The 12,531-nt window shown below is 59.6% G+C and carries 11 protein-coding genes; 5 read left to right on the top strand and 6 right to left on the bottom strand.

What is annotated here, in order from left to right; genetic code table 11:
- Nucleotides 1–51: 51 nt before the first annotated feature.
- The 5 genes from HWX48_RS10840 (at nucleotide 52) to HWX48_RS10860 (ending at nucleotide 4,159) form a co-directional block, all read left to right on the top strand.
- Nucleotides 52–429, top strand: a complete 378-nt coding sequence (locus HWX48_RS10840) for a hypothetical protein (RefSeq protein WP_175957470.1) — start codon at nucleotides 52–54, stop codon at nucleotides 427–429.
- Nucleotides 429–2,186 carry an alpha/beta hydrolase gene (locus HWX48_RS10845; RefSeq protein ID WP_175957472.1) on the top strand — a complete coding sequence of 586 codons (1,758 nt, stop codon included), beginning with the start codon at nucleotides 429–431 and terminating at the stop codon, nucleotides 2,184–2,186. Before HWX48_RS10840 ends, HWX48_RS10845 begins: the two co-directional genes overlap by 1 nt.
- Before the next feature lie 92 nt (nucleotides 2,187–2,278).
- Complete coding sequence (locus HWX48_RS10850) at nucleotides 2,279–2,827, top strand: DUF4853 domain-containing protein (protein WP_175957473.1); 549 nt, start codon at nucleotides 2,279–2,281, stop codon at nucleotides 2,825–2,827.
- A gap of 12 nt (nucleotides 2,828–2,839) precedes the next feature.
- The gene (locus HWX48_RS10855) at nucleotides 2,840–3,490 is read left to right on the top strand and encodes a DUF4853 domain-containing protein (RefSeq protein WP_175957474.1); all 651 of its coding nucleotides are present in this window, start codon (nucleotides 2,840–2,842) and stop codon (nucleotides 3,488–3,490) included.
- Nucleotides 3,491–3,502: 12 nt separating this feature from the next.
- Nucleotides 3,503–4,159, top strand: a complete 657-nt coding sequence (locus HWX48_RS10860) for a DUF4853 domain-containing protein (protein ID WP_175957475.1) — start codon at nucleotides 3,503–3,505, stop codon at nucleotides 4,157–4,159.
- Nucleotides 4,160–4,219: 60 nt separating this feature from the next.
- Here HWX48_RS10860 and dtd read toward each other — a convergent pair whose 3' ends face one another.
- From dtd to HWX48_RS10890, 6 genes are all read right to left on the bottom strand, one after another.
- Nucleotides 4,220–4,645 (bottom strand): D-aminoacyl-tRNA deacylase, encoded by a 426-nt coding sequence (dtd, locus tag HWX48_RS10865; RefSeq protein WP_175957476.1) that lies wholly within the window; start codon nucleotides 4,643–4,645, stop codon nucleotides 4,220–4,222.
- A 112-nt stretch (nucleotides 4,646–4,757) separates the two neighbouring features.
- Entirely contained in the window at nucleotides 4,758–5,876 is a 1,119-nt protein-coding gene (locus tag HWX48_RS10870) for a folate-binding protein YgfZ (RefSeq protein ID WP_254873088.1), read from the bottom strand.
- Nucleotides 5,877–5,942: 66 nt separating this feature from the next.
- Entirely contained in the window at nucleotides 5,943–6,557 is a 615-nt protein-coding gene (locus tag HWX48_RS10875; protein WP_175957478.1) for a heme-binding beta-barrel domain-containing protein, read from the bottom strand.
- Nucleotides 6,558–6,594: 37 nt separating this feature from the next.
- Nucleotides 6,595–7,476, bottom strand: coding sequence for a hypothetical protein (locus tag HWX48_RS10880; RefSeq protein ID WP_175957479.1), 882 nt, complete (start codon nucleotides 7,474–7,476; stop codon nucleotides 6,595–6,597).
- Nucleotides 7,477–7,958: 482 nt separating this feature from the next.
- Nucleotides 7,959–10,190: a choline BCCT transporter BetT gene (gene betT, locus HWX48_RS10885; RefSeq protein ID WP_175957481.1), complete on the bottom strand. Its 2,232-nt coding sequence runs from the start codon at nucleotides 10,188–10,190 to the stop codon at nucleotides 7,959–7,961.
- A 235-nt stretch (nucleotides 10,191–10,425) separates the two neighbouring features.
- Nucleotides 10,426–12,525, bottom strand: coding sequence for a hypothetical protein (locus HWX48_RS10890; protein WP_175957483.1), 2,100 nt, complete (start codon nucleotides 12,523–12,525; stop codon nucleotides 10,426–10,428).
- Nucleotides 12,526–12,531: the final 6 nt, after the last annotated feature.

The raw sequence follows: 12,531 nt of genomic DNA on the forward strand, positions 1-12,531 counted from the left end.
TCATTATTATGAGTTTTCAATAGTCCTCTGCTTGTTGACGGAAGGGACACGGTGGCTGAGTTCATCCACGTTGTGCAGGGCGATTTCGAGGCTTTCGCCGACGCAATCGACAGTGTTGGCGATGATCTTGCCCGCCTCGACATTGAAGGCAATATGACATCGATCCACTCCACGATGCCCGGAGCGCGTTCCCTTTCCGCGTGGAGGGCTGCCCTTGATGCTGTTGCCCATCGCATTGATTTACGGGAGAGAGAGTGTCGCGACCTCTCAGCTCATGCCCTTCAGGCACGAGCGAATTACAGTCACAGCGATACAGCAGTGAGCCACGACCTTGATCATCTAGCAAGCGGTGACACGGTTCAGTCAACACCCGCAGCGTCTCCTGCTTTTTTTGATGCCGATAGGCTGCGAATGCGTTTAGGAGGTTAATGGTGTCCTTGACCTGGTCTGATGTGAAGTTATGGGCTCCGAGTGCACTTGAGCATGCCTCGTATGACGTTCGAGGCGTTCGCAGCCTATTGGAAGGTGCCTGCGATGATCTTGAGGGTGGCCGACGCAGGTTCATTTCTCAGGGCGAAGCACCCGATGCGATCCGGAAGGCGAGCAAGCAGCTGATAGACAGCACCTCCAATCTGGTGGCTGACACGTCTGAACTCATGATGGCCTGCGCTGAGGCTTGCGATGGGGTATGGCAGGTGCAGACCAAGGTGATGGACTGCGAGCAGCTCGCGCAGGTGAGCGGCGTGTACCTTGATCCGGTGACGGGCCACGTTGACGAGCGCCTGGAAGAACTGGTTTCATCGTCAAGCTCACCAGATGAGGATTACTTTCTGCATGAGAAGATGGCCTTTCGTCGTCAGGCTGGTGCGGATTTACGTCAGATGGTGGCAGATACTTTGGCTTTGGCTGGGCAGGTGGATGCTGATTTTGCGCGCCGATTGGCCGCAGTAGAACGTGGTGTGAGTATTAGCTCTCATGCTTCGGCGTCAGCGCGCGAGGGCGCTGATGCGCGTTCGCAGGGGTTAGCGGATTTGCCTGATCCGAGCTGGTCGAGCACGGAAGTATCTCTGTGGTGGTCGTCTATGAGTGACACTGAGAAGCAGTGGCTGGTCGATCATCATCCAGAGGCGATTGGCAATCTCGACGGTGTGGAGTTTTCCTGGAGGGATAAAGCGAATCGGGCGCGTATTGACCGGGAGCTGGAGGCCGCTCAGAAGGAATACGACGCTGCGAAAGCAGAGTATGATGCCGCGCGGCGGGAGTATCGTAATAAGAGAATTAAAGAAGAGGGTGGGGATATTACTTCCTTCACTCGACCAAAGCTTGACCCGCCTTCACGTGAGCGCTTCACCTTAGCTGAAGGACGATTGAATGATCTTAAAGCCGTGAAACGGCAGTTTAGTTCCCCTGAAGCGAAGACTCTCAGCCTTCTCACTCTTGATACAAGCGGCGGACGCCTCCGAGCGGCTGTTGGTATTGGCGATGTCGATAAAGCTGACCATGTTGGGGTCTTCGTGCCAGGTATGGGAACCAGGGTGGACTCGAAACTGGAGCAGTATGTTGCTGATTCAAAGCGACTAAAAGACTCTGCTGGCAGAGCACTTATGCTCGAAGGTCAAAGCTCAGATTCAGTGGCAATGGTCGCGTGGCTTGGATACGATGCCCCCGCTGAATTTGCCGATCCTGGGTGGCAAACGGTGCTGGATACCGATGCCGCGAAAGCTGGAGCCGAACGCTTGAGTTCCTTTACCGCCGGGATTGAAACCACGCGTGTGGCCAGTGGAACGACCGGAGCGCATCTCACCGTACTGGGACACTCATACGGATCCACAACCGCAGGCATCGCTGCTGATCACGCGATGACGAATACGATTGATGACCTCGTTCTCTTTGCCTCCCCTGGAGCAGGCGTTAGAGATACAGAGCTCTATAACCTGGATTCCTGCCAACCGCACGTATCGGGAGTTGACAGCGAAGACTGGGTACAAGGCCTGGGCTCAAGATTCCATCCTGATGATTTCGGGGGAAATCCAGTGGATATGCCAGGTTTCAAGCATCTGTCGAACGTAGCACCTGATCCTGATGGCTGGGGGTTCTTCGCTCGGCATGGAACAGAGATCTATCTTGCCGAAGGATCTGAAACTCTTCGTGATATGGGGCGTGTCATTGGAGGAACAAAGCGATGAATTCGCGAAGTATGCCCCGTCACGCGGGCATCTATATCAGTTTGCTAGCTACCGCTTCTTTATTAGCTGGCTGCGTGTTTGGAGGTAATGGAATGGATCGAGCTTTCGGCGACGGAGCGTTGCCTCTTGGCAAACGCCAGCCTATCGAGGAATACATTGACACCGTCGTACCCGCATACGGGGCGTTCATGAACGAACTCGCCAACGAAGTCGGCGAACAACTCTATGTCTATGAGAACTCGATCCTGTACTGCATAGGAGCCGACAGACCAGAAAGATTCGACCTCTACACGGCCAATACCTTTCTCCCCAAAGGCCTACCCGTTGAACGCGTCAGAGAAATTGGAGACAAATACTTCTTCCCTATCGGGCTTGACCACGTCACCACCCCCGGAGACGAGAAAAGCACAGACATTTTCTGGCATGACCCTGAAAATGGCGGATGGGTAGTCATCTCTGTCGGCCAACGCATGGCCGCTGATGCTGTCTCCGGAATACGCCCCGGTAGTCTCAGCAGGGAGTACTGCGCCAACCCTCTTCTTCCAGACTGGGAGAAACCACTCCCCTCGATTGATGTGTACAACACCCTCCAGTCCGGCCAGGAGCCTCAAAGCAGCAGCCCGGCCCAATCCGGGAACTAACAAGGACCAACCGTGTCAAACATACGCTCCCTCACAACCCTCACCCTCAGCCTGCTGCTCACCACAGCCTTTTTATCCAGCTGCACACTCCTAAGCAACAGCGGACAGTACGAGTCTTTTGGTGATGGTGATCTACCGCTTGAGCAGCGCCAGCCTATCGAGGAATACATTGACACGGTCGTGCCCGCATACGGGGCGTTCATGAACGAACTCGCCAACGAAGCCGGGACAGACCTCTACATCTCAGACCACACGAACATGCACTGCTACGATCTCACTGAATTCTCCCTCTACACTGCCAATACATTCATCCCTAAAGCCCTGCCCGTTGAACGCGTCAGGCAAATCGGCGATAAACACTTCATCCCCCTCGGCCTTGATCATGTGACATCCCCAGGGGATGAAGAAAGCACCGACATCTACTGGCACGACCCAGAAAACGGTGGGTGGGTCGCCATCTCAATAGGTGTATACACGGCCGCCGACGCCGTCTCCGGAGTACGCCCCGGCTCACTCACCCAAGACCAATGCGTCAACTTCACCTCCAAATGGGAAAAACACCTCCCCATGGACACCGTCTTCTTCGACTCACTCCAATCAAACGCCCAATCCGGCCAACAATCCGACCAAGCCCCCCAGAGCACCGGCCAATCCGGGAACTAACAAGGAGCAACCGTGTCAAACATACGCTCCCTCACAGCCCTCACCCTCAGCCTGCTGCTCGCCACAACCTTATTAACCAGCTGCACACTCCAAAGCAACAGCGGACACTACGAGGCTGCAGGTGATGGCGATCTGCCTTTGGCGCAGCGCCAACCCATTGAGGAATACATTGACACAGTCGTACCCGCATACGGGGCGTTCATGAACGAACTCGCCAACGAAGTCGGAGCACAACTCTATATAAGTGAGAACAGCCTCATGACATGCGTGGAATTAAAGCGCTTCGACGTATACAGTGCTAACACTCTCATTCCTAAAGCCCTGCCCGTTGAACGTGTCCGACACATCGGCGACAAACACTTCATCCCCCTCGGCCTCGACAAGGTGAGTACTCACAGTGGAGACGGCCTCACAAGCATCTACTGGAGCGACCTCGAAAACGGCGGCTGGGTCGCCATCACCATCGGACCACGCCTGACCGCAGACGCCGTCTCCGGAGTACGCCCAGGCTCACTCACCCAAGACCAATGCGTCAACTTCACCTCCAAATGGGAAAAACACCTCCCCATGGACACCGTCTTCTTCGACTCACTCCAATCAAGCGCCCAATCCAGCCAACAATCCGACCAAGCCCCCCAAAGCAGCAGCCCGGCCCAATCCGGGAACTAAAGGGCAGTTCAAGACGAACAACGTCAGCACAGGCAACCTGTGGTGCAACTTGGGTTGCGCTCAAGCCTCGACAAGAACAGTAAAGGGCCCGTCGTTCACAAGCTCCACCTGCATCATCGCCCCGAAACGCCCAGTGGCCACCTCGATGCCACGCTCACGTAGGCCTTCCACCACGGCATCAAACAAGGGCTCAGCCTCAGGGCCGGCGGCAGCATGCGACCATGAGGGGCGCCGCCCCTTGCGGGTGTCCCCATAGAGAGTGAATTGGGAGATCATTAGCACGGGTGCTCCCGCATCCAGGACAGACTCCTCGTCGTTGAGGATGCGCAGTTCGGCGATCTTCCGAACCAGGGTTTTTACCTGCTCGGCACTGTCCCCCTTCGCAACGCCGAGAAGGACCACGAGACCAGGCCGGTCAATAGCACCGACGATTTCATCGTCAACGCGAACGACTCCGCGGGTTGCCCGCTGAATAACGGCGCGCATAGCGCCACCCCTTTCACTCGTCCTTCACAGCTGTGCGGCAGGCTCACCCATCATGCGTGGCCTGCACCAACATCATCCGAACCAGCATGGTCCGATGCCGACCGTCCCCCGGTCAGCGCGGCGACAAGCCTCCCGACGCCGAACCACGCATATCCGGGCGGCGCAGTTCCGAACGCGCCAGCCCCGCACCTGGACGCTCCTCTGGCGAGGCATCCGCCTTACCGTCCACCGGCACAATCACTTCCTGAGCTGCCGCCACGCCCTCAAGGTCAAAGACCTCGTCAACGGGAACATTGCGCGCCACCAGAGCCAGCGCGATGGGGCCCTCGTCAGCGTGGCGGGCAACTGATGTCACGACACCCACCTGGCGGGCTCCGCGCATGATCGCCGTGCCAACAGCGGGCAGCTCGCCTCGAGATCCATCAAGTTGCAAGGCAACGAGGCGGCGCGGCGGTCGGCCCAAGTTCAGCACACGCGCCACGGATTCTTGCCCGCGGTAGCAGCCCTTGGCGATGTGAACGGCGGTGCGTAGCCAGTCCACCTCCGCTGGGATCGTGCGTTCGTCCGTGTCGAAACCGTGACGGGGACGCCATGAGGCAATACGCACAGCCTCCCACGCGTTCAGGCCAGCCGTGCGTTGTCCGGGCACAGCCAGCCACGCCTCCAGGGCAGCGCCGAGGGCATCCTCGGGCAGCATATGCAATTGTGCGCGGCGGTGGCGGCCAGGGTGGGCGCCCTGGAAGTAGGCGGTGCCGCCCTCGACAACCCCAGGCCACGGGTCATCCCAGCAGGCCAGCGCACCTTCCACAAGCGGCGCTTCCTTTCCGGTGCGCGTCACGGTCCCAACAACGCGCAGGTCTGCGCGCACCTCGACCTCGACACGCAGGGCGAAACGCATGGAGTCCAGCCACTGCGCAAGAGGCTCGGCCTCGGACCCCTCGACGATGAGGAAGGTCGTCGCACCATCATCAACGACTGCTGCCGCATATTCGACATGCCCTTGAGGGTCGAGGATCAGCAGTTCGCGAGAGTCGCCCGGCCCCATGCCGGTGACGATTTGCGAGGCCAACGACGTCAGCCACGTTTGGCGGTCCACGCCGCTGACGGCGACGATCCCCAGGTCAGAGCGGTCAACGAGGCCCTCGCCCGCCTCCAGCGCCCACTGTTCCCCAGCGGGGTCGCCGTAGTGCAGGGGGATGGGTGGCACACTCAGCGAGGTGGACAGGTCCATCTCCGGGGTGAGCTGGTTGCTCAGGACTGCGCCGGGAAGGGAGGCAAAAGGGGAGGGCTTCATCGGTCACTCGTTTTCTGTCGAGGCGGCCTCGGCGCTGTCTTCAACGCGGGCGAGGCGGCCGGAGATATCAACAGCGGTCTCCTGGTCGGCCAGGGTGTGTTCCTGAGTCCACATCATTTCCCCGCCGACGAGGCCATACATGCGGCCCTGGTGTTCGATCGGCTGCGCCTGAGCGTCGCGGGCGATCGCGTCGGAGATCATCTGTACGCGCGGCCCCATGCTCACGCCCGCCCACAGGACGGCCAGGCCGTCGGTGGTCGCAGCAGAGCCCATGAGTTCGCGGGGCTCGTACTCGCCAGGAGGGGGCAGTTGACCCGAGCCAGGAAGGACGCGCAGGTACATGGTTTCTTCACGCAGCAGGTCGCCTGCGTCAAGCGCGGCAAGGCCTTGGAAGGAGTCCAGCATGGGGTCGATCTCAGCCCCATTGACGGTGGTTGCGGCGTAGATGCTGGTGGTCAGGCGCATCTGGGTGCCGCAAATCTCGGCGCGGATTTCCTCGATGACAGGCAGGTCGGGGGCTTCGCCCTCCTGGCAGAGCATGCCCCAGCCTTGCCAGGTGCCTAGCATCCAGGCGACGGGGGCGAGTTCAACGGGAAGGTTGTCAGGAATAACGATCATGGCTCTTAGCCTAAGGTGTCCACCCTGTTTCTGGGGATTATGCCCCGCCCACACGGATGATCGTGTAGATAACAATGCCGGAAATCAAGAACTTCACGGCCCCGCGACCGACGGCGGCGCGGGCGCCTCGTTGCCCATGATGTTCCCCCATAAGCGCGTCAACGACGATGACGATCAGCGCGACGAGGGTACCGGCCAGGATCCCCAGCAGGACTACCGCGCCGGATTCGCCAATCATTTTGGCTGTCCACGGCAAAATGAGGTCCCCCAGGGGAACGCCCTGCCCGCCAGCGAGGAGGATCGCCGCGCCCCCCACGCCGCCAATGATGCCGCTGATGAAAGCCCCGAGGGATTGTCCACCCCAGGTGTTGCCCACCTGATCGCCGAGGACCACGACTGCTACCAGGATTGCCGCAATGGGAAGGAGTAGGCGCCAGCCCTCCTGAGAGGCCAAGGCCACCCAGGTAGCTCCGCCGATAGCGACCAGTAGGCCGCTGACCGAAGCGGTCAGTGAGGCCGTCGTCGACGAATGCACCCACATTGCACGCCGCATGGCCATCACCTCTTCTTCACTCATGGCCTCGCTTTCGGTGACGCCAGCGTGGTTGCGGGGCGTTGGCGCCATCCATACTTCCACGCCCATGAGGAGGACGAGGGCAAGCCCGGCGACGAAGAACACGACGGATTGATCGCCGACGAGGGCGACCGCGCAGGCAGAGATCATCCCTGCGGCTCCGACGAGGATTTGGCTGGGGAGGGCTAGGGGAATGTCAACGAGTTTGCCCCACCCCACTGCGATGGCGAGGGCTCCGAGGCTGGTGGCCAGAACGGTTGGCCACACGAGGGAGGCGACGCCGACGGGGATTGCGATGACGAGGGAGAGGAGGACAACGGTCGCTGCCGAGATCCACTTACTCATGCCTCCCAGGCGCGCGCCTCTGGTGGGAGGTTGCGTCTGCGGCGCGGGAGTGGGGGCGGTGTCGGGGCGCGCGTGGAGGTCACGGCGACTCGGCAGGTGCGACATATCCATACGCACATGGTCCCACATTTTTCCAGAGCGTCAGTGGACCTTGGGCGCGAGAGGGATGATCAGGGGAGCTACGTCCTTGCGCCAGCAGTGCCACTTCTCTCATTGTCAGCCCACTTCCTTTCGACAAAACGGCCGACTTTGGCCTAAAAGTGGCGGGCGGTGACCTCGTGGGAGGGGGCGTATGTGTCGCCGCCCTGTCTGCGCGCGCGTATGCTTGTAGTGACGCCGGGTCGGTAAGCCCCGGGCTCCAAACTCTGCCGCTACGAGCGGCCTTCGCGCCGACAGGCGCTTCCGGCTCGGCGTCCCTCATCTACCTCGTAAGGAGTGCCGCGCAGACATGCTCTGGCGCGGAGGCCCGCCAATGTAGGGCTCTACTTGCGGGGGTTTTTCTTTTTTGCGGTGCGCGCCAGACGGTCGGCGATTGCCCGCAGATTTTCGCGGGTGCCTCGTGCCAGCGTTGACGCGCGTGGCAAGCCCTCCAGGGCGCCCATTCCCTCCACGCGGGCAGCGAATTGCTGGTCACGCAGGCGCAGGTAGTCCTGGTGGCGGTCGAAGTGGTCAAGAATGTCGTGAATGAGGGCGTCAGCCGAGTAGCCCATGACGTCGTAGTCTTGGCCGCCTTCAGGAAGGTGCACCTCCAGACGGATCGTTGTTTCCGCCGCTGAGGTGAAGGGGCCACCCCAGGCGGGCATGGGGCCCTCCACGGCAATGATGTGGTAGAGGAAGGGCTCGTCGTCCAGGGGGATGAGGAGGCTGAGGGCGTCAAAGACCTTGCGATCTGGGGTGAGGTCCATCAGTTCCGTCACCGCCGGGTCCAGGCCGCGTACCACCGTCGCGTTGAGCTGACCGTTGAAGTGTGTGGCGAGGTTGTTCATGGCAGGTTCGGCGACCCGGTCGAGGTAGTCGACGGCTTCCTCCACCGTGACGTTCTTAAAGATCCAGGTCAGTCGCTGCTGCCACGAGGCGCCCGCCTGCTCTGAAGCTGCGCCCGCGCCGGTGACGATATTGCGGGCGGAGCGTTCCTCAGAGAAACGCCTCTGGGCGTCGTCGCGCAGGGCCATGTACAGGCCGATCATGACCAGCACCATGACGAAGGCGAAGGGTAGTCCCATGACGATGGTGGCGTTTTGCAGTGCGGGGATCCCGTCGACGGTGAGCATTGCGATGGTCAGTATGCCGGTGAGCACCGCCCACCAGGTGCGCACGCGGCGGGGGGCATCATCAGAGACTGTCGGTAGGTAGGAGGACAGGTTTGCCATGACGAGGGCGCCCGAGTCGGCTGAGGTCACGTAGAAGAGTAGGCCCACGAGGGTTGCCAGGACAATGATGACGCTCGCTCCGGGGTAGTTTTGCAGCAGGTGGTACAAGCCCAGCTCAGGTACTTCGAGGGTCATTTTTGCAAAGTCCGCGTCCCCGCTACGCACAAGATCAATGGCGGCGTTACCGAAAACGCCGATCCACATGAGGACGTAGAGGAAGGGAATGATCATGGTGCCGACAACGAACTCGCGCAGGGTGCGGCCTCGTGAAATGCGCGCCAGGAACATGCCCACGAAGGAGGCCCACGCGATCCACCAGGCCCAGAAGAACAGGGTCCAGGCGCTCATCCAGGCTGTCATATCGGAGTAGGCGAAGGTTTCGAGGGTGCGCAGGGGGAAGGTGGCGACGAAGTCACCAATGTTCATAATGATCGCGCTGATCAGGAAGTCGCTCTTTCCGGCGATCAGCACCCATCCGGCCAGGCCGATTGCGAGGACGACGTTGAGTTGGGAGAGGAAACGGATGCCTTTGTTGACGCCGGAGACGGCCGACAGGATGGAGACCGCGATTGCTAGAAGGACGAGGGCGACTTGCGCGCCGATGCCTCGTTCGATACCGAAGATGAGTTCGAGGCCGACATTGAGTTGGACGACGCCGATGCCGAGTGTGGCGGCGACGCCGAAGATGGTGCCCATTATGGCGGCGATATCTACCATGTCGCCGACGAGCCCGTCAGCTTTCTTGCCCAGCACTGGGTAGAGGGCGGAGCGCACAGCCAGTGGCTTTTTTCGGTTGTAGGCGAAGTAGCCCAGGGCAATGCCCATGAGGGCGTACATGCCCCACCCGGTCACGCCGTAGTGAAAGAGCGTCCAGGTGATGGCTTCACGGGCCGCTTGCACGCTTTCCGGTTCAGCCGTGGGGGGCAGCATGTAGTGGTTGATGGGCTCTGCCACGGCGAAGAACATGATGTCTGTACCGATGCCGGCAGCGAAGAGCATGGATGCCCAGGCGAAGGTGGAGAATTCGGGGCGGGCGCTTTGCGAGCCTAGCCGGGTGGTGCCAAAGCGTGAGGCGGCCAGGCCAATAACGAAGATGAGGATGGCGGTTGCAAGGGCAATGTAGAAGCCGCCAAACCAGCGGGCGATGCCGTTGACGGTGACGCCGAGGGCTTCTTGGGCGCTTGTGGGGTTCAGGATTGCCCACAGTGCGATGGCGACGACGCCTAGGGATGCGCCGATGAGGACCCTCGCGTTTATCGAGGTCGACGCGCGGAGGGGTCGCTTGGTTGTGCGGCCCGGTGATTCTGGGTGTCCGTTCTGCTGCGCTGATGAGTCTGCGTGCACTGGCGTGCCCCTTCTGGCTGTGTCGTACCGTTTCTAAGCGTAGCTACTGAAATGGGGGATGTCCCATAGGCCTCCCTCTTTGTTAAGCACAAACGCACAGCGCCCATGCACTAACACGTCACATTGGCAGAGAGATCACTCAAAGAAAAACCAGGGCACCTGGTACGTCAAGGACCAAGCTCCTTGACTGTCTCTCTCAAACGAGCAGCCTCGCATAGGTTGTACCGCATTACCTCTAGTTCAGGGACTCCTTATCCGTTAGCGCAAAGAAATTTAACAAGCGTGCATCAGTTGTAAAAGATGCCATAAAAGCAATTTTTTCCCGCTCAGTCATTTCTTCAAGTCGCGGCATAGGAATGCTGGGGTCTTCCAGCCATACTGGAAGGACAACTGCGGCCCCCGTATTGCTCTCGTCCTTCTCAATGTAATTATCTCCGAGGATATCGGCAGACATAGCCTCGCGAACAGACGGATATTTCTGCAAGAACTGAGGATCTGTTGCGAGGGCAACGATAAAACCCTTTCCAAGGAGATCCCTCCTGTTTTGCAAGCCGGTCAGCCCAGCAGCATCAGCAACATCTTCTTTCCGCGGGAAGATCGCCTGCAGCGTCGGAATGGCCTCATGAGCCCATGGGGAGCCTTGAATCTGATCAAGCATCTGTCGGCGTTCCCCTTCCAGCACAGGCGCATACATGACATCCCCGGCACGCAACTGAGCGACACGCTCATTCAGCCCAGCACTGACATCAATGGCATCCTTTTGCACAGGATCCCCATCACCCAACAGAGCATCAAACATCCGAACCCAGGCATGAACTACAGACTGTCGCGTAAATTCTTGGGGCTCAATAACCTCCCGAAGAAGCTGCTCGTGATACCTCTCAAGAGAGGCCAACACCAGACGCTCACTTGCGGGTATACGCCCGCGCGGATACACATCATCTGACGCATCTTGTGGAGTACCACCATCATCAACGTCAGGTTGGTCAAACCTGAGCTCAACAAACATCCCCTCAGGACCATTCACACGATCGGCCATCATCTGCGAGATCTTGATATCCCATTCTCCCGACGCATCAAGTCCTATTTCGAAGTCAAATTCCCACGGATTGCCGAGGTAGGCTGCTAGGTCGTCTGCGTGTGGTGCGAGGATCTCCCCCATCCACGACAGCAATCCCGCATTCGCCGCACTAAAAGCATTCCGCCCCTTCACACGAGACGCCTTAACCTCCAGACCCTCCTGGAAACCCAACAGGGCATTACCAGCAATCACCGTCGAACGCTTTTGACGCTCCTGCCACACATCAAACCCAGGATCACCCTCGGAAAGGCCCTGTGGAACACGACCAACAGAAGCAGCCTGAGCCAACACACGACCCAGCCCCTCACCCCCGTCAGCACCAACCTTAAAGCCCTCCACAAAACGATGCCCCACCAGGTAACGCGCAACCGTCATCGGCCCAACAGGAGCCTTCCCCTCCTCATAGAACGACAATCGAGGAACCCGAGCAAGCCGCTCATTCATATCCACATCAAACGACGTATCGCCAGCCAACACCTCCTGCACCGCATCAACACGAGCCCACCCCATCTCATCCATAACCGGCACGGGCTCATCCATTACTGACAGTAGGGCGCCAACAACATCGTCACTCTCCTTAGCCGCAAACCACCCCGACTCAGGCATGTTACTGCGCTCAACATCCCACTCCAACACCGCAGGCACAACACCCAACACAAACTCCGGACCCGCCACCAACATCGGATACCGCTGCCCAGCAGCAGAAAACATCTGCTCCACACCATCAAAACCACGCGCACCACCCAAAGCACGCCACTGACCCACACGCCCCTCAATCTCCGAAGCGGAAACCTCCCTCAACCCCTCCTGATCCTGACCAACAATCACACCACCTGCAGACAAGAGCGCCACAGCACCAAGACCAGCAACAACCTCACCAGCAACATCACGACCATCAACAGTCTCAAAAGACCCCCGACGCTCCCCCACCTTCACCGCAAAATCCACAAGCACACCCGGCTCAACACGCTCACCCAGAGCACGAGCAAACACAACAGAGTCAAACACCGACCCAAAACGCTCATAAAACCCACGAACATCCTGAACAGACACACTCCCAAGCCCAACAACACCAGCAGCCTCACCCGCCAGCTCCCCAGCACGCACCCACCGGTCACCCTCACCCCCAACCCGCAAGGACTCACCAACACCCACATCAGCCACAACCCCACCAACAGGCCCACAACCCGCCAACACCACCACCGCAACAACGCCGGCAGCCACAACACGCAACCACGAACCCACACCACTCACCACAAA

Origin of the sequence: Schaalia sp. Marseille-Q2122 (assembly GCF_903645355.1) — a bacterium.
Taxonomy (GTDB): domain Bacteria; phylum Actinomycetota; class Actinomycetes; order Actinomycetales; family Actinomycetaceae; genus Pauljensenia.